The 26,484-nt window shown below is 56.1% G+C and carries 25 protein-coding genes; 18 read left to right on the top strand and 7 right to left on the bottom strand.

Annotated features, from left to right (window positions below; translation table 11 throughout):
• Positions 1-19 precede the first annotated feature (19 nt).
• Together KA369_22995 and KA369_22990 are read left to right on the top strand one after the other, a co-directional pair.
• Positions 20-922: an acetoacetate decarboxylase family protein gene (locus tag KA369_22995; protein ID MBP7738857.1), complete on the top strand. Its 903-nt coding sequence runs from the start codon at positions 20-22 to the stop codon at positions 920-922.
• Positions 923-932: 10 nt separating this feature from the next.
• Positions 933-1,961 (top strand): ketopantoate reductase family protein, encoded by a 1,029-nt coding sequence (locus KA369_22990; GenBank protein MBP7738856.1) that lies wholly within the window; start codon positions 933-935, stop codon positions 1,959-1,961.
• A gap of 27 nt (positions 1,962-1,988) precedes the next feature.
• On the opposite strand, the gene KA369_22985 is transcribed toward KA369_22990, so the two are convergent.
• Positions 1,989-3,344, bottom strand: a complete 1,356-nt coding sequence (locus KA369_22985) for a PFL family protein (GenBank protein MBP7738855.1) — start codon at positions 3,342-3,344, stop codon at positions 1,989-1,991.
• 3 nt (positions 3,345-3,347) lie between these two features.
• Positions 3,348-3,617, bottom strand: a complete 270-nt coding sequence (locus KA369_22980; protein ID MBP7738854.1) for an ACT domain-containing protein — start codon at positions 3,615-3,617, stop codon at positions 3,348-3,350.
• 358 nt (positions 3,618-3,975) lie between these two features.
• Here KA369_22980 and KA369_22975 point away from each other — a divergent pair, with 358 nt between their 5' ends.
• On the top strand, positions 3,976-5,637 hold the full coding sequence (locus tag KA369_22975) for a hypothetical protein (GenBank protein MBP7738853.1): 1,662 nt from the start codon (positions 3,976-3,978) through the stop codon (positions 5,635-5,637).
• 74 nt (positions 5,638-5,711) lie between these two features.
• Here KA369_22975 and KA369_22970 read toward each other — a convergent pair whose 3' ends face one another.
• Entirely contained in the window at positions 5,712-6,827 is a 1,116-nt protein-coding gene (locus KA369_22970; protein MBP7738852.1) for a 4Fe-4S binding protein, read from the bottom strand.
• Positions 6,828-7,005: 178 nt separating this feature from the next.
• Between KA369_22970 and KA369_22965 the strand changes: the two genes are divergently transcribed.
• From KA369_22965 to KA369_22955, 3 genes are all read left to right on the top strand, one after another.
• Entirely contained in the window at positions 7,006-8,370 is a 1,365-nt protein-coding gene (locus tag KA369_22965) for a flagellar assembly protein T N-terminal domain-containing protein (protein MBP7738851.1), read from the top strand.
• Between the two features lie 15 nt (positions 8,371-8,385).
• Positions 8,386-8,796 (top strand): hypothetical protein, encoded by a 411-nt coding sequence (locus tag KA369_22960; protein MBP7738850.1) that lies wholly within the window; start codon positions 8,386-8,388, stop codon positions 8,794-8,796.
• 396 nt (positions 8,797-9,192) lie between these two features.
• Positions 9,193-9,585, top strand: a complete 393-nt coding sequence (locus KA369_22955; GenBank protein ID MBP7738849.1) for a hypothetical protein — start codon at positions 9,193-9,195, stop codon at positions 9,583-9,585.
• 93 nt (positions 9,586-9,678) lie between these two features.
• Here KA369_22955 and gltA read toward each other — a convergent pair whose 3' ends face one another.
• Entirely contained in the window at positions 9,679-11,115 is a 1,437-nt protein-coding gene (gltA, locus tag KA369_22950) for an NADPH-dependent glutamate synthase (protein MBP7738848.1), read from the bottom strand.
• 144 nt (positions 11,116-11,259) lie between these two features.
• Entirely contained in the window at positions 11,260-12,096 is an 837-nt protein-coding gene (locus KA369_22945; GenBank protein ID MBP7738847.1) for a sulfide/dihydroorotate dehydrogenase-like FAD/NAD-binding protein, read from the bottom strand.
• Positions 12,097-12,787: 691 nt separating this feature from the next.
• Between KA369_22945 and KA369_22940 the strand changes: the two genes are divergently transcribed.
• The 12 genes from KA369_22940 (at position 12,788) to KA369_22885 (ending at position 24,835) form a co-directional block, all read left to right on the top strand.
• On the top strand, positions 12,788-13,285 hold the full coding sequence (locus KA369_22940; GenBank protein ID MBP7738846.1) for a ferritin family protein: 498 nt from the start codon (positions 12,788-12,790) through the stop codon (positions 13,283-13,285).
• Between the two features lie 267 nt (positions 13,286-13,552).
• On the top strand, positions 13,553-13,711 hold the full coding sequence (locus KA369_22935; GenBank protein ID MBP7738845.1) for a hypothetical protein: 159 nt from the start codon (positions 13,553-13,555) through the stop codon (positions 13,709-13,711).
• A gap of 116 nt (positions 13,712-13,827) precedes the next feature.
• Positions 13,828-14,181, top strand: a complete 354-nt coding sequence (locus KA369_22930; protein MBP7738844.1) for a hypothetical protein — start codon at positions 13,828-13,830, stop codon at positions 14,179-14,181.
• A 13-nt stretch (positions 14,182-14,194) separates the two neighbouring features.
• Positions 14,195-14,629 (top strand): ATP-binding protein, encoded by a 435-nt coding sequence (locus tag KA369_22925; GenBank protein MBP7738843.1) that lies wholly within the window; start codon positions 14,195-14,197, stop codon positions 14,627-14,629.
• A 14-nt stretch (positions 14,630-14,643) separates the two neighbouring features.
• Positions 14,644-14,982, top strand: coding sequence for a serine kinase (locus tag KA369_22920; GenBank protein MBP7738842.1), 339 nt, complete (start codon positions 14,644-14,646; stop codon positions 14,980-14,982).
• A gap of 10 nt (positions 14,983-14,992) precedes the next feature.
• On the top strand, positions 14,993-15,736 hold the full coding sequence (locus KA369_22915; protein ID MBP7738841.1) for a PHP domain-containing protein: 744 nt from the start codon (positions 14,993-14,995) through the stop codon (positions 15,734-15,736).
• Positions 15,733-16,275, top strand: coding sequence for an ATP-binding protein (locus KA369_22910; GenBank protein ID MBP7738840.1), 543 nt, complete (start codon positions 15,733-15,735; stop codon positions 16,273-16,275). Before KA369_22915 ends, KA369_22910 begins: the two co-directional genes overlap by 4 nt.
• Before the next feature lie 445 nt (positions 16,276-16,720).
• On the top strand, positions 16,721-17,191 hold the full coding sequence (gene nuoE / locus KA369_22905; protein ID MBP7738839.1) for an NADH-quinone oxidoreductase subunit NuoE: 471 nt from the start codon (positions 16,721-16,723) through the stop codon (positions 17,189-17,191).
• A 9-nt stretch (positions 17,192-17,200) separates the two neighbouring features.
• The gene (locus KA369_22900) at positions 17,201-17,590 is read left to right on the top strand and encodes a (2Fe-2S) ferredoxin domain-containing protein (protein MBP7738838.1); all 390 of its coding nucleotides are present in this window, start codon (positions 17,201-17,203) and stop codon (positions 17,588-17,590) included.
• Positions 17,591-20,629 (top strand): NADH-quinone oxidoreductase subunit NuoF, encoded by a 3,039-nt coding sequence (gene nuoF / locus KA369_22895; protein ID MBP7738837.1) that lies wholly within the window; start codon positions 17,591-17,593, stop codon positions 20,627-20,629.
• A 108-nt stretch (positions 20,630-20,737) separates the two neighbouring features.
• The gene (fdhF, locus tag KA369_22890) at positions 20,738-23,425 is read left to right on the top strand and encodes a formate dehydrogenase subunit alpha (protein ID MBP7738836.1); all 2,688 of its coding nucleotides are present in this window, start codon (positions 20,738-20,740) and stop codon (positions 23,423-23,425) included.
• 111 nt (positions 23,426-23,536) lie between these two features.
• On the top strand, positions 23,537-24,835 hold the full coding sequence (locus tag KA369_22885) for an OFA family MFS transporter (GenBank protein MBP7738835.1): 1,299 nt from the start codon (positions 23,537-23,539) through the stop codon (positions 24,833-24,835).
• Positions 24,836-25,134: 299 nt separating this feature from the next.
• On the opposite strand, the gene KA369_22880 is transcribed toward KA369_22885, so the two are convergent.
• A complete protein-coding gene (locus KA369_22880) occupies positions 25,135-25,575 on the bottom strand; it encodes a CBS domain-containing protein (GenBank protein ID MBP7738834.1) in 441 nt (146 codons plus the stop codon).
• 272 nt (positions 25,576-25,847) lie between these two features.
• Positions 25,848-26,279 (bottom strand): iron-sulfur cluster assembly scaffold protein, encoded by a 432-nt coding sequence (locus tag KA369_22875; GenBank protein ID MBP7738833.1) that lies wholly within the window; start codon positions 26,277-26,279, stop codon positions 25,848-25,850.
• Positions 26,280-26,484: the final 205 nt, after the last annotated feature.

Genomic DNA, 26,484 nt, shown 5'->3' with positions numbered 1-26,484 from the left:
AATAATCGGGAGGAACCGCATGAAGCCGACATTTGATATACCAGCATCTTTGCTCGATAATGGGCATAGCCATGTTTTTAAAAATGAATTTTTTGAACAATTTACCCTGCGAAAAGCGGCCAGGCCGTTACAGTTAACTGAAAAGATATCAAAGGATTACCTGTTCCCTACATTCTATGGCGATGTTACCTGCGCCATAGGGATTTTTCTCTGTTCCTATGAAAAAGCCGAAACCCTGGTCGCGAAAGAGCTGCATCCAAAAATAAAACCGGTCAGGATCACCAGGGGCCGGTCACTGATAGCATTTTCATGCTATGAATATAAAAATGTGATGAGCGTCCCCCCTTATAATGAAATCGCCATGGCCATTCCGGTAATGGTGAACGCAAAGTTAAGTCCTCCGCTGCTGCCTATGATCATGAAGTTCAGGCATTTCGGTTATTATATCGCCGGTATGCCGGTGACATCGTACGAAAACCAGGTGAGGGGAAATAAGATATGGGGATTGCCCAAGGTCACCCAGCAGATTGATATAAGAAAAGAAGGCAGTGACTGCGTCACTACCGCCTATGAAAAAAGCGGGGAACCGTATTTAACAATCCGGGTACCGGTGAACGGAACAGCCACAGGTTTTAATGAAACATCCAATTTGTATTCACGGTTGAATGGAAGACTGCTGCAAAGCGAAACGAATTTCAAGGCATCTTTCAATGTCAACAAACACATGAACCTGCTGTTCAAAAAAGACGTGAAGCCGGACAGAATGTATATCGAGATTGGCGGCACTGCCTCCGCGAAAATGCTGCGGGACCTTGAAATTGAAGAGCATCCCTTCCAGACGCGGTACGCGGAGCACATGTCCAGCTGTTTTGATTTATATAACGAAAAAACCCAGGCATGGTTCGAAGAACTAAATAAATAGGGAGGCTGTCATGAACAAAGACATGAAGATCGTATTTTTCGGGGCCGGCGCCATCGGCCAGTCCGTCGGCGGCTGGATAGCGCCGCATCATGGGAACGTCTATTTCCTCGACCGGGGCGAGGTGGCAAAAATCATGAAGGAGAAGGGGATCACCCTCTTTGAGCAGAATAAAAAAGACCAGAAAACCAGTGTCAGGGTGAAGGTCATCGACGATATCGGCCAGGCGGCGGACGCCGACGTGATAGTCATCGGGGTCAAGAACTTCAGCCTTGATGCGGTGGCGAGGGCGATCAGGGACAAGGCCGGGGACAGGCCGGTCATCATCGCCATGCAGAACGGCGTCGAAAACCAGACGATACTGCCGAAGTATTTCTCGAAGGTCATCTACTGCGTCATCGGGTACAACGCCTGGTTCGACGAACCCGGCGTCGTGGGCTACCAGAAAAAAGGGCCCCTTGTGTTCGGCACCAGGGATAACGAGCTCATGGAAGAGATGCGGCAGATCGCCGGCGTCTTCAACAGGGGCGTCGAAACGGTGGTGGTCGACCACCTCCAGGACGCGGCCCATTCCAAGGTGATCATCAATCTCACCAATTCGCTCACCACCCTTATCGGCCACGGCTTCAGGCCGGTTTCGGACGAGAGTATATTTCAAAAGCTCCTCACCAATCTGCTCTACGAAGGCACGCGGATCGCCAAGGCGGCCGGCTACCACGAATGCAAGATCGGCGGCATGCCCCCCTGGCTGCTCATGAAGCTCGGGGCCACCATGCCGCAGTTCATCACCAGGCCCATGTTCAGGAAGAACGCGAAAAAGATGGTCATGAGCAGCATGGCCCAGGACATCATCCAGAGGGGCGGCCATGATTCGGAGCTGGAGACGATCAACGGCTACATGGTAGGCCTTGCGGAGAAACACAAAATCGATGCGCCCTATAACAGGGCCATCTATGAGCTGTGCAGGCGCGAGTTCGCGAAAAAGAAGTTTGAGCCTATGGACATCAGGGACGTGTGGGCCGAGGTGAGCGGGCGGCTCTGATTGTGGGAGCCCGTTCCCGGCGCGATCTCAGTTCCGGTAGCTCTGCAGGGGCGCCGGTATCCTGCCGCCGCGGGCGATGAAGAGCGACGGGCTGCAGCGGCTCACCGGCATGACCGGTGCCCTGCCGAGGAGCCCGCCGAATTCAACTGAGTCGCCGGCCTTCTTGCCGAAGACGGGGATGATGCGCACGGCCGTGGTCTTGTTGTTGGCCACGCCGATGGCGGCCTCGTCGGCGATTATGGCCGCGATGGTGTCCGCGTCTGTGTCGCCCGGCACCGCGATCATGTCAAGGCCCACGGAGCAGACCGCGGTCATGGCCTCGAGCTTCTCGATGGTGAGGGCCCCCTGTTCCGCGGCCTCGATCATGCCCAGGTCCTCGCTCACCGGGATGAAGGCGCCGGAGAGGCCCCCCACGAAGGAGGAGGCCATGAGGCCGCCCTTCTTGACCGCGTCGTTCAGGAGCATCAGGGCCGCCGTGGACCCGGGCGCGCCGCAGCGCTCCAGACCCATCTCTTCCAGAATGTAGGCCACGCTGTCTCCCACGAAGGGCGTCGGCGCCAGGGACACGTCCACGATGCCGAAGGGAACGCCCAGGCGGCGGGCCGCTTCCCGGGCCACCAGCTGGCCCACGCGGGTGATCTTGAAGGAGGTCCGCTTGATGGTTTCCGCCACGGTTTCCAGGTCGCTCCCTTTTATCTTTTCGAGGGCGCTCTTGATCACGCCGGGGCCGCTGATCCCCACGTTGATGACCGCCTCCGCCTCGCCGACGCCGTGGAAGGCGCCGGCCATGAAGGGATTGTCCTCCGGCGCGTTGGCGAAGACCACGAGCTTGGCGCACCCGACGCTGCCGCTCTCTTTCGTCGCGGCCGCAATCTCTTTGATGATCCTCCCCATGGTCCTGATGCCATCCATGTTGATCCCGGAGCGCGACGTGGCCACGTTGACCGACGCGCACACCCGCTCCGTTTCGGAGAGGGCCCGCGGAAGGGACTCCATGAGCTTCCGGTCCCCGGGGGTCGCCCCCTTGTGGACCAGGGCTGAAAAGCCGCCGATGAAATTCACGTCAGCGTCGCGGGCGGCTTCGTCAAGGGCCCGGGCGAAGGGGAGGTAGTCGGCGGCGCCGGAGCTCTCGGCGACAAGGGCGATTGGTGTCACAGCGATCCGCTTGTTGATGATGGGGACCCCGTAGGTCTCCTCGATCTCGTCTCCCACGGCTGCGAGCCTGCCGGCGAAGCGGCCGATCTTTTCACGCATCTTCGCGCACGATCTCTCCGCGTTGCCATCGGCGCAATCCCCCAGGGATATTCCCATGGTGATGGTGCGGATATCGAGCTTCTCCTCCTGGATCATTTTCAGGGTTTCGATGACTTCGTGCTGGTTCATGGATCACACCCGGTGCATTGTATTGAAGAGCTCTTCGTTGTAGATGTTGATAACCAGGCCCATGGACGAGCCGATTTCGGCGAGCTGGGCCTTGAGCTCCTTCAGGGACACGCCGCTTCCCGCCAGGTCGACTGACATCATCATGGTGAAGTTCTCCTGCATGATGGTCTGGCTGATGTCGAGGATGTTGACGCCGCACTGGGCCAGCTTGGCGCTCACGGCAGCTATGATGCCGACACGATCCTTGCCGACAACGGTGATGATTGCTTTCATAGGTACTTCCGTTGAGGTGATTGTTATCTGTTTTTCTGTATGGGTTATGTTTCGTCGGGATGGCGGGGTTTCTCAAGTGATTTTATCCCGACTGCGGCAGCAGGCCGCACAAGTTGGGGATAACTATCAGCCCCGCCCCCGGAATACCGATAACTATCGGATCCATACGGCTCTAACCCCTGGAATCACCGATAACTATCTGTCGATTATCTTCAAAATCCTATCTTTGTGATCAATAAGCGTTGTTTTTAGTCCAAATTATTGACGACCGTCCAGCCGGATTTTTTCTTGACTTAATTAGGTGCTGATTTATTATACCATTTGTTAAATATAAAAGGATAAGGAGAGGAGGATGTGTATGGGTAAATTGCTGTTATCTCTTTTAGCTCTATGCATGACCATATCAGTAGTCGTGCCGCTTCATGGAGCAACAACCGATGGTCTCCATACCGCTGTTACCGACGATGGCATGAGCCTTAAAGTGAGACGATACAGGCCTTCGACAAATGCCCAATTCAATGAAAAGGGAATGCCGGTCCTGCTCTTCCCAGGAATAGTCTGCAATATGAACCAGTTTCTTATGCAAACTCCGGAGGCACGTAAATCCAGTTACAAGGACATGAAACTGCCGGAACCTCTGGCTGACTGGGCCAAGGGTGATCTTTATATAGCTGAAGACCCCCTTCTTTACTACAGCATCGCCCACTATCTCTGGAGCCAGGGCTATGATCCCTGGCTGGCCAATTACCGGGGCGTCGGCCGGGGCGACTGCAAAAGCCAGAAAGGCTCCGTGTACACAAACCTCGATGTGTGGGCCGCCCTGGATGTCCCGGCCTGCGTCAAGCTGGTGAAGTCTGTAACTGGCAAGGCCATGGTCATCGGCGGGCACAGCACCGGTGGCAGGGTTTCCCATAATTTCATGCAGGGCATCACCATTGACGCAAGCGAGATAGGCGGCGATTATATCCCCCATGTAAAAGCTGATCCTGAAACTGCGAAACAGCGGAACCGCGACGTCAAGGGCCTTCTGCTCCTTGATCCGGGTGGCATACCCCCCCTGCCCAAGATGATAGATTTTTACGCGATTTGGAAGCTCACGGGATACCCCGTATACCTCGATTTCGACGGGCTCATTTCAAACATTGTCAATCCCCTTCTGGGTAACTCCCTGCTGGCCGGGGAGGCCATGGAGGCAATTTTCGGTATGATCGACTACCTTCATCTGGTTTATGCTTCTTATCCGGACTGGCTCTACATGAAGGAACTGGATCTTTTCGGGTTCCTGGATATAATGGTACCGGAGAACACCGATATACATGTGACTGATTATTTCGGACGCTATTGCGCCTCCAGCACTTACCTGCGGGCCCTCACGGAGTTCGGCGATAATTCGCTTCACAACGTTATGCGGGAAGATTGGCGGAACGGCGAGGAGAACAAGGACCTGGCCGAGGGCCCGACGCCGGACCGAGGCAATGACGGCTATTACTATTACGACGATGACGCGAACATGGCGCGGATCACCTCGCCGGCCTTTTCTCTTTTCTCGGACCGGGGGGCACTGGTGGACGCCCAGGAGATCATCAGGGACGTATACGGCAAAAAAACGCCCCACAGTCTCGATGAATGGCACCAGCTCCCGAATACCGCCCACCTTGACGTAGTCTGCGGCTATGCGACCTCCGCTGTTGCCTATCCACTCATGGGGAAATGGCTGGCTGCCCTGAGCGCCCAGGAATCTGACGGAATCGCGGCGGCTGCCGCCGAGGATGGCATTGAAGGCGCTCCAGCGAAAACTGTTCATGGCACTGCCTCCACGGAAAGCGGGACCTCGAACGACGGCCTCGGGAATCTCCTGGGATTGGCGGGCCTTGCAGCTTCCGGGGCCGGGTGCGGCAGCGCAGCCAACGCCTCGACGATGGGAAAGGCGGCCTATCCGTCATCGGGCCTGGAGCTGGTGATCATGGGCGCTGTCCTGTTCGGCGTCATCACCCTGGGACGCCGGAGGAGAAGAAGGTAGTCCGATCGCCGCGGTTACGGCAGCGGCGTTATACCGGCGATGAAGGGGCGCGGGGAGAATCCTCCGCGTCCTTTTCATTTTCCCGCGATCTTTCCTTTTATCAGAGCCAGGATCTTCGCGGGGGCGAGCCTGACGGCAAGGCGCTTGAAATTTGCCGCGGGCTCCCGGTATCCGACGGCTTCGACCATGTCGATGGCGGCTGAAGGACAGGCCTTCACGCATAGTCCGCAGCCCACGCAGCGGGCCGGGTCGTAGCTGTGACGCTTGCCTTCCATCGAGTGGGCCCCGAGATTGCACGGCTTTATGCACTTTCCGCAGTCTGTGCACCGCTCTTCGTTCACGACGGCGCGGTATTTCGGCGTGTTCACGATGAGGCCCGGATCGACGCCGATGATCTGCCCCAGCATGTGGCAGCAGCAATCGCAGCAGGTGCAGATCTGGTTCGCGCTCCCGGCGGCGACGTTGCCGGCGAAGAAGACCAGGTTCATGGCTATGCGGTCCTTCACGACGGAGCGCATGGAGTCGCGGTCGACCTGGCGCGCGCCTCCCCGGTCGATGTACATGCGGGCGATATCGCCGAAGGCAAGGCACCCGTCAAGGCGACCTGCGCGCCGGCACTCGGTCCCTTCCAGGTGCCGGGCATGGCGGCACTGGCAGTTGTTGAGCACCGCCATCAGGTCGTGGGACCGTATCATCTGCTCCACCCGGTCCGGGTCTATGGCTGTTCCGGCGGCGTTTTGTTCCAGGTTCAGGGGGATGCTTCGCACGACCCGGGTGGGGTGTTCCAGGTACTTCCTCACGTACCCCGTTTCGTACAATCTATTGGCAATGCGGGCGAACTCGCGGTGCCACTGCGTGTCATGGCCGTCCATCAGGACATTCTCGAACATGCCGGGCAGGATCGGCAGCAGGGCATAGCCGTTGCCGCGGCCCCTGATGAGTCCCTTGGCCACCATCGAATCGAGGAGCGGCTTGACATCTCCCGGATCTTTCCCGGCCGCGCGCGCCACCTTCTCCAGGGAGTGGGTCTTGTAGAAAAAGGGGAGGTGCTCCGCCAGCTCCGCCTCCTCCTTGGTGAAGCAGTGGATGAGGAGCTCCGACAGGAGGGATTCGTTCTCATCAGGACCGATCATCGCCTCGAGGCTGAATTTTTTCGCAAGGTTGCGGTATGCGGCGTTGTGGTAGTTCATGGTAACCTTCTTGTTTATGGATGCAGTCCCTATGTGGGAATGCATCTTTATTTTTTTGACACAATTCCGTTTATATGAAGCAATTCCGGAACCTGTCAACAGGAAAAATAGTGGACAGGGGCCTTAAAATTTATTTGTCTTGATATACGAACAGAGAGATTGGTCAAAGGAGATACAGATGAAAAGAATCGCGTCTGTCGTGACAGCTGTTCTTGTTGCGGCGCTTCTGTTTCCCGCTCTTTCCATGGGCGAGGACGCCAAGAAATACAAGGGCAAGGGCGAAGCCCTTATCGTGAACAACGACCTGCCGAAGGCCAAGCGCGACGCCCTCACCGAGGCCTTTAAAAGCGCCCTGCAGAAGGCCGTGGGCGTGTACATAAAGGCCAAATCGAAGGTCGAGAACTTCGAGATGACCTACAGCAAGATCCTGAGCGAGTCCGAAGGGTATGTGAAGAACTACAAGGTGCTCGGCGAGAAGACCGAAGACGGCATCTATTCCGTGGAGATCGAGGCCGAGGTGGCTGGCGAAAAGCTCGATGACGCCTTCAGCCAGCGCCTTTCCAGGTTCGTGGAGAAGAACCTTTTCAGCACCTTTACGATCATAGCGTCGGCCATGACGAGCGGCAACCGGTTCTACAACCTCACGACGACCATCATGGTCATGATCAACGATCCCACCATTGAGATCGACTCGATCCAGATCAGGCTCCCGAAGGGCGGATGGATAAAGCCGCGCATCACCAAGTCGGGACTGGCCAACCTGATCATGATGACGGAGACCATCGATCCGAAGAACATGGCGTCGTCACGGTACATCGACGACGTGGTATACTTCCTGGAGCACCGCAATGCGAACCTCGATATCAGGTTCAAGAACCCCGGCACCGGGAAAAATGATACACGGTCCATCACCCTGGAAAAGCTGACCATGACCGCGTCCCTGGGTGGCGGCACTTCGATCAATATACTGAACAGGGAAATGAAAGAGGTGTCCGACCGCGACCTTGCGGATTCGGCTGCGGCGCTCAAAAAGGCCAATACCCTCCTCGAAAGCGAAAAGAAGCTGATCGGCATGTCCGGCACCCTGGTGCTGATCGTCAGCACCTACAAGCAGGGAGGGAGCAATTACGGACAGATCAGCATATCCTTTTCGATCCCGTCATCGAGCATGGATATAAGCGCCATAGACGCGAAGAGCATCGAGCTGCGCCTGCCCGTATCGGGCTGGATAAAGCCCGAGGTCAGGGAGAGCGAGTACAGCATCGACGTGGCGCTCAATTTGACGAGCACGGATCCGCGCTCTATGAAATATCTCGCTGACATGGCGGAGTGTTTCGACAGGGAAGCCTTCGCCCTTGAAATGAAATACAGGGACACCGTGAAAAAGAGCGTGGAGAACAGGCTCGCGATGATATCCTTCATGTCGGTCAATATCAGCGAAGAAGGCCAGAAGATCCATGACGTGCAGGGAAAGTCCTTTGAAAAGATCGATCCCGGGCAAAGGGCCTCGATCAGGTCGTACCTTAAAAAAATCGTGAAGTGACATTGGGAGGAATCAATGACAAACGCCGGCGCAAGGCCCACGGTGGCCACTGTTTTTGGAATACTTGATATTGTCTTTGGCGCGCTCGCCATGTCCAGCCTGCGGTTCTGGACTTCTATGCATGTGTTCGTGGGGGATTTTTACAATATAATACTGATTGCGGGAGCGCTCCTGGGCATCCTGCTCCTCGCGGCGGGGATCCTTCTCATGATGAACAAGGCAGTGGCCCTCCATCTGAACCTCTATTATGCCTTCATATCGATCGGCCTTGCCGTTGTCAGGACCCTTTACATGGTGCTAACGGGCGGGATCGGCGGTATCATGGTATGGATATTTGCCGTCACCATAAGCCTTGTCTATCCCTTGTTGATCCTGGTCATACTTCTGAGAGACGAGGAAGTGAAGAAATTCTATGCGTCGCGGTGAAAACTTTTGGCCATTAAAGATAGAAAAAAGCCTGCTTGAAGAAGCAGGCTTTTTTTTGTCTAAAAATAAACTGTTTAATAATCAGTTATAATATCCCAGCTCTCATCAGATTTCAGTTCGATGGTAAAATCATAACCTTTATAATGATGGCGCTATAATAGATATTTGCGGTGATAGAACAATAATATCTCAAGGATATGGCGGAGTGTTTCGGAAGTGAAACCTTCGCCCTTGAATTGAAATATAGGGATAGTATGAAAAAGACCATGGAAAACAGGTTTGCGATTATTTCCTTCATGTATTATTTTTAATTATCATTTTATTATTTGACAAAAAAAAATTTTTGCATGAAAAAATGTCAGAGAGAAAAAATTTTAAAAAAATGGGGAAGTGAATATGATAAAGGGGATTACCGTAAAGTTTTCTATTGTTCTGCTCATGGCAGTGCTGTCGCCGCTTTTTAACTTAGCTTGCTTTGAGAAAAAAAGTGACAACAGTGACCAGACATTGCTGCTGTTGTCAATTGCTGACTCGATGAATAGTACGATTAGTATCTACAATAATTCAAGTTATCAAATAGACCTAGTAAAAATTTCTCTATCAACAAACTCATCCTGGGGGAGTGATTTGCTTTTGGGAATTATTTATCAATATGGGTCACAAAAATTCCGGGTCGCTCCAGGCACGTATGATGTAGGAGTGATGGATACAAGGTATACCGGGGGCTGGATGTTCACGAACATACCGGTTACTACCGGACAAACAACTACGCTCACCTGTAATCAATAAGAACAAAACATTTCCGATATGCATGTAAACAGTGAGGGCTTACCAAAATAAGGTAAGCCCTTTTCTATAAAAATAAAAAGGAGATGGGACGACTTACCACGTTCCCGTGGCCAGGTAATCGTTGATGGCCCGGGCGGCCTTGCGGCCCTGTCCCATGGCGAGGATGACCGTGGCGGCGCCGAGGACGATGTCGCCTCCCGCGAAGACCCCCTTCTTGCTGGTCTTAAGGGTCTCCTCGTCGGCTATGATGTTGCCCCACTTGGTGACGTTGATGTCGGGCGTCGTGTGGGGTATGAGCGGGTTCGACGCGTTCCCGATCGACACGATGCAGGCCTCGACCGGTATCACGAACTCGCTTCCCTTTACCGCGACGGGACGCCGACGGCCGGAGTCGTCAGGCTCTCCCAGTTCCATGCGCAGGCACTCGACGCCGGTGACCCATCCCTTGTCGTTGCCGATGAAACGGACCGGGTTCTGCAGCAGGTTCAGCTTGACGCCTTCTTCCTCGGCGTGGTGCACTTCCTCTTTACGGGCAGGCATCTCCTCCTTCGAGCGGCGGTATACGAGGTATACGTTGTCCGCGCCAAGCCGGAGGGCGGTGCGCGCCGAGTCCATGGCGACGTTGCCGCCGCCGAAGACCGCGACGTTCTTCGCGCGCAGGATCGGGGTATCCGTGTTCGGAAATGAATATGACTGCATCAGGTTGGCCCTGGTGAGGTATTCGTTGGCTGAATAGACGCCGTTCAGGTTCTCGCCCGGGATGTTCAGGAACATGGGGAGGCCGGCGCCGGTGCCGACGAAGACGGCGTCGTATCCGTCTGCCATGAGCTCGTCGATGGTATATACCTTGCCGATGACCATGTTCATCCGCACGTTGACGCCCATGCGGGTGAGGTTGTCCACCTCGCGTCCCACGATCCGCTTGGGAAGGCGGAATTCCGGGATTCCGTAGGCCAATACTCCGCCGGGCTTGTGCAGGGCCTCGAAGATGGTCACGTCATGGCCTTCGCGGCGGCAGTCGGCAGCGACGGTAATGCCCGCGGGGCCGCAGCCTATTACGGCGATTTTCTTGCCGGTACTCTTCTTTATTTCAGGGATAGCAATCGATTTCTGGCTCATCTCCCAGTCGGCCACGAAACGCTCGAGCTTGCCGATCTGGACCGCTTTATCCACGGACTTGAGGCTCTTGCCCACGGTGCAGGGCTTCTGGCACTGCTCTTCCTGGGGGCAGACCCTGCCGCACACGGCGGGAAGCACGTTGGTTACTTTGATGGCCGCCGCAGCTTCGCCGAACTTCTTCTCGGTGATGAGCTGGATGAAGGTCGGGATGTTAACCGATACCGGGCATCCTTTCACGCAGGGAGCGTTCTTGCACTGGAGGCAGCGCTCCGCTTCGGCGATCGCCATTTCCTCGGTGAAGCCGAGAGGCACCTCGTTGACGTTGCGGATCCGCTCCGCCGGGGTCTGTTCGGGCATCTTCTGCTGGGGCAGCGCGAGCCGTTCTTTGTTGGTAAGTTCTTTTTTTTCCATATGGTTAAATGCTCCTCCGCCCCGCCCGGTCCCCCGGCTGGGGGTTACTGAATTAAATGGCGCTTCAAGCTGCCGCGGCGGAATTTCCCCCGGGGGGATTTCAGCCGCGGGGCTTCGATTGGATATGGGAACGAGATAAATAAATTATTTATCAAGCCCTATTTTACAGCCGTGGTCGATCGATTCCTTTTCATGCTCCCGGTACATGCCGAGACGCTGTATCATCTCGTCAAAATTAACGAGATGCCCGTCGAACTCGGGACCGTCAACGCACACGAACTTGGACTCCGTGCCCACGGTGACGCGGCAACCGCCGCACATGCCGGTGCCGTCCACCATGATGGTGTTCAGGCTCACCTGTGTGGGGATTCCGTATTCCTTCGTGAGCTGGCTTACGAATTTCATCATGATGGGAGGGCCGATCGCGATGACCAGGTCGATCTTCACGCCGTCGGCGACAAGCTTTTTGATGGCGTCGGTTACAAGGCCCTTCGCGCCGTAGGAGCCGTCGTCGGTGGTGATGATAACCTCGTCGCTCGCGGCCCGCATCTTGTTCTCCATGATGACAAGGTCCTTCGTGCGGCCGCCCAGGATCGAGATGACCCGGTTGCCGGCAGCCTTCATCGCCTGGGCGATCGGATGCGCCGGCGCGATGCCGATGCCGCCGCCGACCATGACAACGGTGCCGAGTTTTTCGATGTGCGTCGGCCTTCCCAGCGGGCCTGCCAGGTCCGTGAGGGAGGTGCCGGGCTCGAGCTTGGACAGCTCCTGCGTTGTCTTGCCAACGGCCTGCACGACGAGTTCTATCCAGCCGGCTTTCGGGTCCCCGTCGGCAATCGTCAGGGGTATCCGCTCTCCGGCTTCGCTGACGCGGAGGATGATGAACTGCCCGGCCTTTCTCTTGCGCGCGATCTCCGGGGCTTCCACTTTCATGCGGAAGACATGGGGAGTGAGGAATTCTTTTTCAAGTATTGTATTCATGGTTCCGATTATAAATGGCGTGCCATGGTGTCAAGAAATAATTGGCGTCATGTTTGTTTTTCTTGATCGGCGATAAATTTTTTCCGGTCTGCTTTCCGCGGCCCTGTGCGGAATGAAATGATCTCATGTCACGAGCCGCTATCAGCCTTCATTGAAACCGTGATGCCGGCGCCCCTGATTTCTGCTACCAAGTTTTAGCCTCTCTTTGTGATTGACCGGAACGAAAAAAATCAGTTTATTATTGGTATTGAAAAGACCCGGGCTGGGAGATGACGGACGCCTCTTTCCCCCCTATGTGAATGGAGTCTCCCAGCCCGATAAGGTCTTACGCGTTGAAGCGTAAGATGATATAGCATAAATGATATCGTATCGATAATGAAGATATTCTGAAAGCAGAGGGATACGAAAAAAGAGATCAGTTGCGACAGTGACATCCTTCCTTAATAGGTTCTGCATGTGTGATCGGTCCGCCCCCGGCTATTTCTTGAAATGACGGGAAGCGGACCTTTTTTTATGGCTATGACAGCCTCATTTCATCGGTTTGAATTCGTGAAAATAAGTTGACTTTTATACTGTATTTTTATATCTGAATAAATACAGATGGTGCGGTTACTGCTATACTGTTCAGAGTGCCGGCCTGGCCGACAAACGGGAAGGTCCGGTGCCGGAGCGTAAGCATATTCCTTTTTACATGACACGACCGTTTAAATGGAGGAGCGCTATGCAGAATATCAGCCTGGAGAATGTTCTCGATAAAGCCATCACGAGGGAGGAAGAGGCATACGATTTCTACGTGGGGCTGGAAAAGACCGTACGGGACGATGTCGCCAAAGACGCGTTGAAGTTCCTCGCTGCTGAAGAACGAAAGCACAAGGAATTCCTCGTATCATACAAGACCGGCAAGGTCGGGGCCAACGCGCTGCGGATGACCGAGGTGGTGGATTACAAGATCGCCCAGTACCTGGATAAGCCGGATATAGAAAAGGACATCCACAGTCAGGATGTGTATCTCGTGGCGGCGCACCGCGAATTGAACTCCTATAATTTCTACAAGGGTCTTGCGGACATCCAGCCGGCCGGCGATGTGAAGGATATGCTTTACAGAATGGCGAACGAGGAAATGAAGCATAAGGAGAAGGTCGAGTACCTTTACTCCAACACGGCCTTTCCTCAGACGGACGGCGGTTGATTGGGCTTGGCGGAGCCCAATTGTTTTTTGCAGTGCACTGTAATGCGGCCCCTGACTACAAAAACCAGATCATTCCCTGAAGGGGCGAAATTTCATGTAAACACGCGGATCAAGATATTGATCCGGTCTGATTGATCGCGGCGGGCGCAGTGGAAGGAAGCCTCCCCGGCCCGCGCAGGGCGTGATTTCGGGATGCACCGCATCCTTCCGTTGAGCGGAATTTATAGAAAGCGCAAATAATTCTCTATGATGAGAGGAGATGCAGATATGAAGGAAATCGTTTGCGGAATTTGCGGGGAAGTGGTTGCCGATCCCGAATCAAATTGCCCCTATTGCGGGGCGGAGCCGAACCATTTCGTCGATGGCTCCACGGTTGACAAGAAACTGTTGCGCAAGATCTACGATGACGGCGGGGCGACATACTGATCGCGGCGGTCCACTAGAAGGGCCCATGCCGGCAAGATCAACCGAAGGCAGAGCAGCCGACGGCCCGTGAGCCGGTTTGGAATGCCCTGGCATTCGACTGAGAGGAATAATAAAACGTGACACTTGAAGAAATTAGAATTGTATTGAACGGAGAGTTCCTTGTCGGCCATGACAAGCTCAACATGGAACTGACCACCGCTTTCGCGGCGGACTTGATGAGCGACGTGCTGGCTTTCGCCCGTCCGGGCTGCCTGCTGATAACCGGACTGACGACCTCCCAATCGATCAGGACCGTATACGCCCTTGATATCGCCGCGATCGTCATTTGCCGCGGAAAAACGCCCCAGGATCAGGCGATTGAAGTCGCCCGGGAGCTCAACATCCCTATAATACGGACAAAATACATCATGTTCGAGTCATGCGGGCACCTTTACGATGCCGGGATGCGGGGTTGCATCTGCGAAGTGTAATCGGGATATCATGATGGCGGAAAAACAGGGTTTCGGGGAAAGCTTCACTGTAACGGGCGGGGATTACTTCAACGCGGGCCTTGTTTCAAGCCGGATCAAGAAATTATTGAAAGAGTGCGGCATTCCCGAACAGGCCGTGCGGAAGGCTGCGGTTGTCACCTTTGAGGCTGAAGTCAATATCGTATCCTACGCCGTGACGGGAATAATCTCGGTGAAGGTGGAAAACGGCTCGATTTTCATTGAGGCGCGTGACCAGGGCGAGGGAATCCCCGATATCGAAAGCGCCCTTCTCGAAGGGTTCACAACCGCCAATGACAAGGTGCGGGAAATGGGTTTCGGCGCGGGAATGGGACTGCCGAATATTAAAAAATTCTCCGATACCTTTGAGATAGAATCGGAAATCGGGAAGGGAACCATTATCAGGAGCATGATAAAAATCCAGGAATAAGCGGAAGTGCTGTGATGGACATCGGGACAATCGCGGAAAAACTCAAGCTGAAGATTATCTGCGGAGAAAGCAGGCTCGGCGAAACGGTGACCGGGGGGTATGCCGGGGACCTTTTGAGCGACGTAATGGGGAACAGCAAAAAGGGGGACATCTGGGTCACGAGGCAGGTGCACCAGAACACGGTGGCCGTCGCCGCCCTGAAGGAGCTTGCGGCGATCGTCATTGTCCAGAACGCTTCGCCGGACGCCGATACGGTCCAGCGGGCCGAGACCGAGGGAGTCGTGCTGCTGGTAAGCGCGCAGCCGGCCTTCGAGGTCGTCGGCGAAATATACCGCCTGTTGCGCGGAGCATGACCGCACGGCCATGGCGCGGATTTACACCTGCGACCTTCATATCCACACATGCCTCTCCCCCTGCGCCGAGCTGGACATGCATCCCTCGGCGATAGTGCGGGCGGCGCTGGAAAAAAATCTTGACATCATAGCCGTATGCGACCACTGCGCTTCGGAAAACGCCCGTTATGTGATAAAGGCGGCGGCCGGCACCTCCCTTCTGGTCCTGCCGGGGATGGAGGCGACGAGCAGCGAGGAGGTTCATGTCGTGGCGCTCTTCGAAAGCATCGAAGTCCTCGGCCTTCTCCAGGAGCTGATCTACGCCAACCTGAGGGGCGAGAATGACGAGGATGTCTTCGGCGTGCAGGCCATCGTGAACGAAGCCGGCGAGGTCGAAGGCTTCAATCCCCACCTGCTGATCGGGGCGAGCGACATTCCCCTGGCGGACATCGTCGGGCGCGTCCATGAGCTGGGGGGCGTCGCGATAGCGTCGCACATAGACCGCGAAAGCTTCGGGGTGCTGGGCCAGCTGGGCTTCCTGCCTCCCGACGCGGCCTTCGACGCGCTGGAGATATCGGCCGGAACGGGAGTCGCGAAGGCCAGGAGAATGTATCCCGACCTGGATTCCTATACGTTCATAACGTCGTCCGACGCCCATTTCATCCAGGACATCGGCAAGGCGCCCGCGCGAATGCTCCTTGAGGCCCCGAGCTTCGGCGAGATCGCGATGGCGTTGAAAAAAACCGGCGGCAGAACGGTCCTGGAGGAAACATGATCGAGCTGGCTCTCCATATCCTTGATATCGCCCAGAATTCCCTCCGGGCCGGGGCGGGACTTGTCGAGATCGTCGTTGTTGAAGACCCGGAGAATGACAGGCTGGCGATAGGGGTATATGACAACGGCTGCGGGATGACCCCCGCGGAGATCGAAAAGGCCCTTGACCCGTTTTATACGACAAAGAAGGTCCGGCGTATCGGCCTCGGGCTTCCCATGCTCAAGCAGGCCGCGCTTCAAACCGACGGGTCCTTTTCCATCGAATCGGAGGCCGGAAAGGGAACACGGCTGGACGTTGTCTTCAGGTACAATCATATCGACCGGCAGCCCCTGGGCGATATCGCCGGGGCCCTGGTCGCCCTGATACTTGAAAAGCCTGAAATCGACATCCTTTTCACGTACAGAAAAGGATCGTACGAATATGTCCTGGATACCAGGGAAATCAGGGAAGGCCTCGATGGAGTGCCCATGAACAACATGGAAGTCATTGGATTGATAAGGGCCAACATAACAGAGGGGGTGCATTCCCGGATATCCTAACAAAAAATGGTGAAAATCCATCCCCAAAATTTATTACTTTCCATCTCTTCTTGTCCCGTATATTTTTTTTTGCCTGCATCGATCCCGGTGTGACCGCAGTCCTTACGTTTTCCGCATAAATTATTTGTCAGCAGTTTTTTTAATTGATAATTACATCGTTATTTTTAATGTTGACTTAAATTGGACATGAGCCTATAATACATGTCCGTATACGGAAAGCATCATTAGTGGCTGGTGGGTCGAATGCCCGGGGAGCGGCGGCAATGCCGTTCTGAAAAGTACGGCACTTCCAGTATCGGGTAACCTTAATGGTGACCGTTCCCGTTAAAGGAGGCAATTCCCCTGATTGTTGCTTCCACGACTCGCGCAATAAACTTCGAAAATACATAAAGAGTTACGGGAGGTAGACGTGGCTGGTAAAACAACTAATCAAAAAGACTCAGGTTTGGAAGAATTCTCACCGGAACAGCTCGCGAAAGTCGACGAAATCATTAAAAGCTATAAATCAAAACCGGGCGCATTGATCCCGGTTCTTGAGCAGGTGCAGGATGTGTGCGGGTACCTGCCCATGTCGCTGCAGTCCAGGGTGGCAAAGGGCTTGAATCTCCCCGTGGCCAACGTGTACGGCGTGGTGACCTTTTACTCGTTCTTCACCATGGTGCCAAGGGGCAAGCATGTGGTCAGGATCTGCCTCGGCACGGCGTGCTACGTCCGCGGCGGCCAGAAGCTGCTTGAGGCCATATCGGAGAAACTCGGCATAGGACCGGGAGAATGCACCGAGGACAGGAATTTCTCCCTGGAAACGGTGCGGTGCCTGGGAGCCTGCGGTCTCGCCCCGGCCGTGGTCGTGGATAGCGATACCCACGGGCAGATGAAAACGGCAAAGCTCGAACAAGTCCTGTCCAAGTACAAATAGGAGGACAACATGCCAAAAATAACCATAAGCGATCTAAAAAAGATAAAGGAAAAAGTCGAGAAGGAAGATCAGTTCCGCGCCGGCAATAAGCGCGTGAAACTGACCGTGCACATGGGAACCTGCGGCATCGCTTCCGGCGCCAAGGGCATCCTCGACACGTTCATGAATGAAATCAGCGAAGCCAGCGCGAACGACGTGCTTATTACCACATCGGGCTGTATCGGGATCTGCAGCAGGGAGCCTCTTGCCACCGTGGAGGTGCAGGGAAAGGAGCCGATTGTTTATGAATATCTCACGGAAAACAAGGCTCGCCAGATATTCAGGCGCCATGTCCTGAAAGGCGAGATACAGGAAGAATTCGTCCTTGCAAGGGGCAGGGAGCAGGAAGGGAGGAAGTAAATGAAAATCTTTCGGGCTCATATACTCGTATGCGGCGGAACCGGCTGCCGGGCATCCGCAAGCGAATCAGTGCATCAGGCGGTCGTCCAGGAGATCACGGCAAGAAAGCTCACCGAGGAGGTGGCGGTGGTGGAAACGGGCTGCAACGGTTTCTGCGCGGCCGGTCCCATCATGGTGATCTACCCGGAGGGAACGTTTTACCAGTACGTAAAAGTTGAAGACGTCAAGGAAATAATAGAAGAGCACATCATAAAGGGAAGGCCGGTCGTAAGGCTCATGTACAAGGAGCCCGTGACCGAGAAGGCCATACCCCACATGCTCGAGATCCCGTTTTTCGGCAAGCAGAAGCTCATCGCCCTGAAGAACAGGGGCCTCATCGACGCGGAGAAGATCGACGAGTACATTGCCCGCGACGGATACCAGGGCGCTGCCAAGGCGCTCACCGAGATGAGCCCCGACCAGGTCATCGAGCAGGTGAAGATCTCCGGCCTCCGGGGAAGAGGGGGCGGCGGTTTTCCCACCGGCATGAAATGGGGATTCGCCCGGAAGTCGCCGGGCGATATCAAGTACATTCTCTGCAACGCCGACGAGGGCGACCCCGGCGCATTCATGGATCGCTCCGTTCTCGAGGCGGACCCCCATGCCGTCCTTGAGGGCATGATCATCGGCGGCTACGCCATCGGCGCGAACAAGGGCTATATCTACTGCCGCGCCGAATATCCGCTGGCCATCAAGCGCCTCGACATAGCCATCCGGCAGGCCAAGGAATACGGCCTCCTCGGCGACAAGATCCTCGGCACCGACTACAGCCTCGACATCGAGGTGTACCAGGGCGCCGGCGCCTTTGTGTGCGGCGAGGAAACCGCCCTCATGTCATCCATCGAGGGAAAGCGCGGCATGCCGCGGCCTCGGCCCCCGTTCCCGGCGACCCAGGGCCTGTTCAAGAAACCGTCGGTTCTCAACAACGTTGAGACCTTCGCGAATATACCTCAGATCATAATGAACGGCGGCGCGTGGTACGAGGCCATCGGCACCGAGCGCTCCAAGGGAACCAAAGTCTTCGCGCTGACCGGCGCGGTCAGCAACGTCGGCCTGGTGGAAGTACCCATGGGAACCCCCATCGGAGACATCATTTTCGATATCGGCGGCGGGATACCGAACGGCAAGAACTACAAGGCCGCCCAGCTCGGCGGCCCCTCCGGCGGCTGCATCCCGGCGGAAGCGCTCAACACCCCGACCGATTATGAAGAGATCATCAAGCTCGGCGCGATCATGGGGTCCGGCGGCCTCATCGTCATGGACGAGGACACCTGTATGGTCGACACGGCCCGATTCTTCATGGAGTTCTGCCAGGAGGAATCGTGCGGCAAGTGTACGCCGTGCCGCGAGGGAACAAAGCGCATGCTGGAGATCCTCGAGAGGATCTGCCGCGGCGAGGGCAGGCATGGCGATATCGAGCTCCTGGAAGAGCTCGCCGCCATGATCAAGGACTCGGCCCTCTGCGGACTCGGCCAGACCGCCCCGAATCCCGTTCTCTCCACCATTCGCTATTTCAGGCACGAATACGAAGCCCACATATACGACAAGAAGTGCGCCGCGGCCGTCTGCTCCGGGCTGTTCAAATCGCCCTGCCAGCACGCGTGCCCCATCGAGATGGATGTTCCGGCGTACATTGCCCTTCTGCGGGCGGGCAGGCTGGATGACGCCTACAAGGTCATGCTCAAGACCAACCCGTTCCCCGGAATATGCGGCCGCGTGTGCCCGCAGTTCTGCGCGAACAAGTGCCGCAGGGGCCAGCTCGATGACCCGATGGCCATCGCGTGGCTCAAGCGCTACATCGCGGACAACGGCACGAAGCCCAAGGTGGCACCGTCGCCGGTCACCCGGAAGCAGAAGATCGCCGTCATCGGCGCAGGCCCGGCGGGCCTCACCGCGGCGAAGGATCTGGCCATCCGTGGCTACAAGGTCACCGTGTTCGAGGAGCTTCCCCACGCAGGCGGCATGATGCGCTACGCGATCCCCGAATACCGGCTCCCGAGAAACATCATTGAAGAAGAAGTGAAGGATATCGAAGACCTCGGCGTCGAGATCAAAACGAAGACCAGGGTCGGCAAGGATATTAAATACGACAAGATCAAGAAGGACTACGACGTCGTTCTCATCGCCTGCGGTGCCCACACGAGCTGGAAGCTCGAGATCGAGGGCGAAGACCTCAACGGCGTCTGGGGAGCCACCGAGTTCCTCAGGGAAGTCAACCTGGGCAAGAACGTGAAGGTCGGCTCCAACGTGGCCATCATCGGCGGCGGCAATTCCGCCATCGACGCCGCCAGGACCGCCGTCAGGCTCGGCGCGAAGAACGTCACCGTCCTCTACCGCAGGGAGCGGAAGGACATGCCGGCCTGGGAAAACGAGATCGTGGCGGCGGAGCACGAGGGCGTGAAGATCGAATACCTCGTGGCGCCCGTGAAGCTTACCGGCGAAAAGGGCAAGCTCAAGGGAGTCGTGTGCCAGAGGATGAAGCTCGGCGAATTCGACCGGTCAGGCAGGCGCAAGCCCGTTGCCATACCCGGCAGCGAGTATACCCTCGCCGTCGATACCATCATACCGGCGATCTCGCAGTCAACCGACGCGTCGTTCATTCCCGATGATTCGGACGTGAAGAAGAACAAGTACGGCGCGATCCAGCTGGCCGCCAAGACCAAGAACAGGACCACGGCGGACGGCGTCTACGTCATCGGCGACGCGGCCTCCGGACCCGCTACGGTTGTCGAGGCCATCGGCATGGGGCACAGGGTCGCCGAAGATATCGATGCCGACATCAGGAAGAAGAACAACGAGCCGGCGTACAAGGCGCCCGCTGAGGAAGTCATCGATATCCCCTTCGAGGTGGACGAGGCCGTGGTAACCCCCAGGGCCGCCATGCCCGAGCTGGAAGCGGGGAAGAGGATCGCGAGCTTCGTCGAGGTGGAGCTGGGATATTCGAAGGACGCAGCGTGCAAGGAGGCATGCAGGTGCATGCGTTGTGACGGCGGGGAATAGCATCCCGCCGGCGTGTTTCAAGAGCGGAAACAGGCAGGACCCGGAACAGAGTTGGTGCGGATAAACCGGGGATGTCTTTTATGATACTAGTAATTAATGGAGGAAACTATGGAACTGGTCATTGATGGCAAAAAATGCGAGTTCAGACAAGGCCAGACGATATATGAAGTGGCGAAGGAAAACGGGATCCATATCCCCGTGCTCTGCCACCATGATCAGATAAAGCCGGTGGGCGCCTGCAGGGTCTGCGTCGTGGAGGTGGAGAAGGCCAGGTCCCTGGTCGCTTCCTGCGCCGCTCCCGCCGACAACGGCATGGTCGTGCACACCGCCACGAAGCGCGTCCTCGACGCCCGTAAGATAGTGGTGGAGCTTCTCCTGAAGCAGGGGCACCACAACTGCATCACCTGCGAGAGAAACGGCGCCTGCGTTCTCCAGGACCTCGCCTATTCCCTGGGCATCGAGACCCCGCGGTTCGAGGGCCCCGAGGAGATGAGAGAGGTCGAGCAGGCGAACGAGATGATCGTCCGGGACATGAACAAGTGCGTGCTCTGCGGCCTCTGCGTCCGCGCCTGCAACGAGATACAGGTCAACCAGGTCCTCGATTACACCGGCCGGGGCCCCACCGCCATGGTCGGCCCGGCCTTCGGCCAAGCCTATGAAAACTCATCCTGCGTCTTCTGCGGCGAATGCATGAGGGTCTGCCCCGTGGGGGCGATCTACGAGAAGCAGGGGCGCTTCATGGGAAGGGAGAGAGACCTGGAAAAGGTCAGGACCACCTGCGGTTACTGCGGCGTGGGGTGCCAGATGGACATCAATATCAAGGGCAACAATATCGTGAAGATCACGACGCCCCGGGAGACGGCGCCGCCCCCCAACAACGGCAGCCTCTGCATCAAGGGCCGTTTCGGATACGATTTCGTGGGCCATCCCGACAGGCTGAAGAAGCCGATGATCAGGGACAACGGCGAGCTCAGGGAAGCCTCCTGGGACGAGGCCATGGGATATGTCGCGGACAAGCTTTCAGCCATCAAGGCCAAGCACGGCCCGGACGCCATCGCCGGCTTCTCGTCGGCGCGGTGCACCAATGAAGAGAATTACCTCTTTCAGAAATTCATGCGCGCGGTGATCGGGACCAATAACGTCGATCACTGCGCCCGGCTTTGACACAGCTCCACTGTGGCCGGTCTGGCCACCGCATTCGGTTCCGGAGCAATGACGAACTCAATTGCCGACATGGAGGAATCAAACTGTTTCCTGATAACGGGGACGAACACGACGGAAAACCACCCTGTTATCTCGAATTTTATCAAGCGCGCCGTGACACAGCGCGGGGCGAAGCTCATACTTGCCGACCCCCGGGAAATAGAGCTGGCGAAATTCGCGACGGTATGGATACGCCAGAAGCCCGGCACTGATGTCGCCTGGATCAACGGCCTCATGAACGTCATTATAAGCGAGGGCCTGCTCAACGAGAAATTCGTCGCCGAGCGGACAGAGAATTTCGAGGCGGTCAAGGAAGTGGTGAAGAAGTACACGCCTGATTACGTCGAAGGGATCACGGGAATCCCGGCGGAGGACCTGAAAGAGGCGGCCCGGCTCTACGCCACGTCGCCGGCCTCGGCCATCGTGTATGCCATGGGTATCACCCAGCATATCAACGGCACGGACAACGTGAAGTCCCTGGCGAACCTCGCCATGATCACCGGCCAAATCGGCCGTCCCGGCACGGGCGTGAACCCCCTACGGGGCCAGAACAACGTCCAGGGCGCCTGCGACATGGGGTGCCTGCCCGGCAACACGCCGGCGTACAAGAAGGTGAACGTGGACGAGGAGCGCAAAATCTGCGAGGATGCATGGGGCGTGAAGCTTCCTTCAACCCCGGGCCTTACCATACCGAAAGTCATCGACGGAGCGGCAAAAGGGACAATCAAGGCTCTCTATGTCATGGGCGAAAATCCAATGATGTCGGATCCCAATATGTCTCACCTCGAACACGCGTTGAAGAACCTGGAGCTCTTAATCGTCCAGGACATATTCCTTAACGAGTCCAGCGCATACGCGCACGTGGTGCTGCCGAGCGCGGCCTGGGGCGAGAAGGAGGGCACCTATTCCAATACCGAGCGAAGGGTCCAGCTCATTCGGAAGGCGGTTAACGCGCCGGGTGAGGCAAAGCCTGATTGGGAAATCATCTCGGCTCTGGCCGGTAAAATGGGAGCCCCCTGGAAATACGCCAATGCGCAGGCGGTATTCGATGAAATCAACAAGGTCACGCCATCCTATGCGGGCATCACCTATGAGCGCATCGAGAATGTCGGCATCCAGTGGCCCTGCCCCACCAAGGAGCATCCGGGCACGCCGATCCTCCATGCTGTCGCGTTTACCAGGGGCAAGGGGCTCTTCTCGGTCTGCGAGCACATTCCGCCCGCGGAACAGACGGACAAGGAGTATCCCTATATCCTGACGACCGGAAGGATCCTGTACCAGTACCACACGGCCACCATGAGCCGGCGGTCCAAGGGCCTCGTGTCGAGGACGCCCGAGGCGTTCATCGAGATCAATCCGGCCGATGCGGACAAACTGGGTATCGGTCACGGTGACAGGGTCCAGGTGACGAGCCGCAGGGGGTCCATCGAAGTCATGGCCGAGGTTTCCGACAGGTGCGACGAGGGAGTTGTTTTTATCCCGTTCCATTACCAGGAGGCGGCGGTGAACCGGCTCACCAACAACGCGATAGATCCGGTGGCCAACATACCGGAGTTCAAGGTCTGCGCGGTCAAGGTTCGGGCGATGGCGTAGGAAAGGGGATTGTGATGCCGGCGGACGGGTGGGTCTCCTGCATGGTTACAGCAGGTCCGCGGGCATTGACCTTAATAGTTTTAACGACATAAAATTAAATTTGGAGGAAAAATGAGTAACGAGAATCTGGAATCTAAAAGATGGCTCATAGCCATCGCGGCGATCGTCATGCAGCTCTGCCTCGGTACGGTCTACGCTTGGTCAGTATTCAAAAAACCGCTTATGGGAATGCATGGCTGGTCGGAAACCTCGACCCAGCTCACATTCATGATGCTTATGCTTATCATCGGCCTTTCGGCGGCCTTCGGCGGCACCCTTGTCGATAAAAAGGGCCCCCGTTTTGTGGCCACGATAGGCGGCATTCTGTTCGGTGTGGGTACTCTCATCGCCGGCCTGGGCGACCAGATGGGCAATATTTATCTGCTCTATCTCGGTTTTGGCGTTATTGCCGCCCTGGGCAACGGCTTCGGGTACGTGACCCCCATCGCCACCCTCATTCGCTGGTTCCCTGACAAGCGGGGCCTGGTAACCGGACTGGCCGTCATGGGCTTCGGCGCCGGCGCCTTTTTCATGGGGCAGATCGCTCCCGCCATGATCAAGAGCTTCAAGGTCGTCGAGACGGTCGGAGGGGCGGAAAAGGCCGTCAGCTCCGGCGTGGCCATGACCTGGTATATCTGGGGTATAATTTTTCTTATCCTCGTGACCGGCGCGGCGCAGTTTTACAAGAACCCTCCGCAGGGATGGCTGCCCAAGGGCTTCACCCCCGCCAAAAGCGCGGTGTCCGCGGCTGATTCATACCAGTTCGGCGAAGCGGTCAAGAAGCCCCAGTGGTGGATGCTCTGGGCGATGCTTTGCCTCAACGTGTCGGCAGGTCTCGGTCTTATTTCCCAGCTGTCTCCCCTGTCACAGGAGCTTTACAAGCCCCTGGTTGACCCGTCGGTCACCGGCGAAGATCTCGTGAAGGTCCTGGCGGCAGCGGGCGGAATGGTTGTGGCCGTTACGGCGATATTCAACGGCCTTGGCAGGCTCTTCTGGGCCAAGGTTTCGGATAATATCGGGCGCAGAATGGTCTTCATGATCATGTTCGCGACCCAGGCCATCCTCTACATTCTGGTGGGGATGGGCCTTATCCCCAACTATTACCTGTTCATGGTCGTAGGCTGTTACCTCCTCGCCTGCTACGGCGGCGGATTCGCCACCATGCCGGCCTTTGCGGCGGACGCATTCGGCCCCGGCTACATCGGCAAGGTATACGGGTTCATGCTAACCGCGTGGAGCGTGGCGGGAATAGTCGGACCCCTTGTATTCGCGAGCCTGAAGGATCAGGCCCTCTTTATAGCCGCCGGTCTCCTGGTGGTCGGCCTCCTCATAGCCATCGTGTACAAGCCGCCTACGAAAAAGACCGCCTAGTAGTCAGTATTGACTGCATGCGGAAAGGACAGGGCCGAGGGAAAATTCCCGGCCCTGTTTTTTTATGTGCGCCCGGCGCAATCGCTCCAGGGTCGTATGGGAGAGAACCGGAAAGGGACGCCGTGTTCAGCGGCTTTCTCACGAGGATTGACAGCAGTTGCAGGGTCATAACACAAAAAAACGTCCGGACAGGACGTTTTTTCAAAAACCGCGCCGCTCGCCGCTGCGGCTGCAATGCCGGCGTTTCCGCAGCCATGGGCGGGGAAGGTATTCTTCGGATCTTTCTTGTATCGCGGCGGTTAATAACCGCCGGAAATGTAATTTTTCAGTTGCTCATTTTCAAATTGGGCGCTCTCAAGAAGGTTCTTGAGAAGGTCGCCTATTGAAACGATGCCTATGATCTTTTCGCCATCCATGACGGGTATATGTCTCACCCGCTTTTCGGTCATGTAGGTCATTACTTTTTCAAAATGCTCGTCTTTCTGAACAGAATAGACTTTATTAAGCGGGGTCATGACATCTTTGGCCAGTATCTTCGCGTACTCCTGGCCTTTGTTCCCAACGGTCCTGAGCACGTCCCTTTCGGACACAAGGCCGGTGAATTTGCCGCTATCGTCCAGTACCACAAGAATTCCTATGCGCTTCTCGTTGAGAATGGCAAGGCATTCGACCAGTGTCTTCTTCTCATTGATGGTGTAAATATCGGCTGCTTTTTTGGTTAATAGGTTCTGTATTACCATGGGTCTCTCCTTGGTGATATTGATTATTGAAATTAAATACCGCCAATAGCGTACTTAAAAATATACGCGTACGCGTTGATTGACAATGAGCGTCATACTATGAGGGATTTTAAAATGTTTGTCCACCATTTTTTTTCGCTGGGATGTCGGGGGCCTGTGGCGGTGTGAACATCCTGCGGGGAAGAAGGATCTGGCAGTGGATCTCCGCGGGGTAAGGATAAATCATCGACTTGTTGATACACGACCGGTGTCCATGGCCGCGAAAGCCGTTTTTATCTTTTCTTTCCCCTCAAGAAATCGACCAGGGCCTTGTTGAGGGTTCTGACCGCCTGCTGGGCGCAATGGCCGGCGTCTTCAGGCATGTCGCCTAAATGTTCCAGGATGGCCTCATGGCTGATCGCGGCGCACTCTTTCACGGTTTTTCCCCTGGCCAGTACCGTGGCGGCCGAGCCGACCGCGTGCGATGTCATGCAGCCGTCCGTGGCATAGGTGATCCCTTCTATTCTTTTGTTTCGTATTTTGAGAAAAAACTCGATCGTATGCCCGCAGTGGTCCGTCGTTTTGGCGTGACCGTCCGGTTTTTCGAGTGTCCCGTAATTTCTCGGAGCGGTTATGTATTCTAGCGCTTTTTTTGAGTAACCGCCGATTGCCTCTTCAGCGGGAATGCCGCCCGTTGTTTCATTGATGACGTGCTTTTCTTCCATGATCTGATCCCTGGTTGGCTTTTACAAATATGCCTGGTATCTATTGAAACGACATTTTGAAACGGCATTTCCCTCTGTCAATTATTAATAATCCAGGGCCCCCATAAGGGGGGATGCCATATTTTACAGATATATCTTGACGTATTGATTCCCGGGGCGACAGTTGTGATAATGAAATATTTGCTCGGTTCAGGGGTATTCATCT

Source organism: Spirochaetota bacterium (genome assembly GCA_017999915.1).
Classification (GTDB): domain Bacteria; phylum Spirochaetota; class UBA4802; order UBA4802; family UBA5550; genus RBG-16-49-21.
Note: the sequence above shows the minus strand (reverse complement) of the source record. Positions and strands in the feature narration are given on the sequence as shown.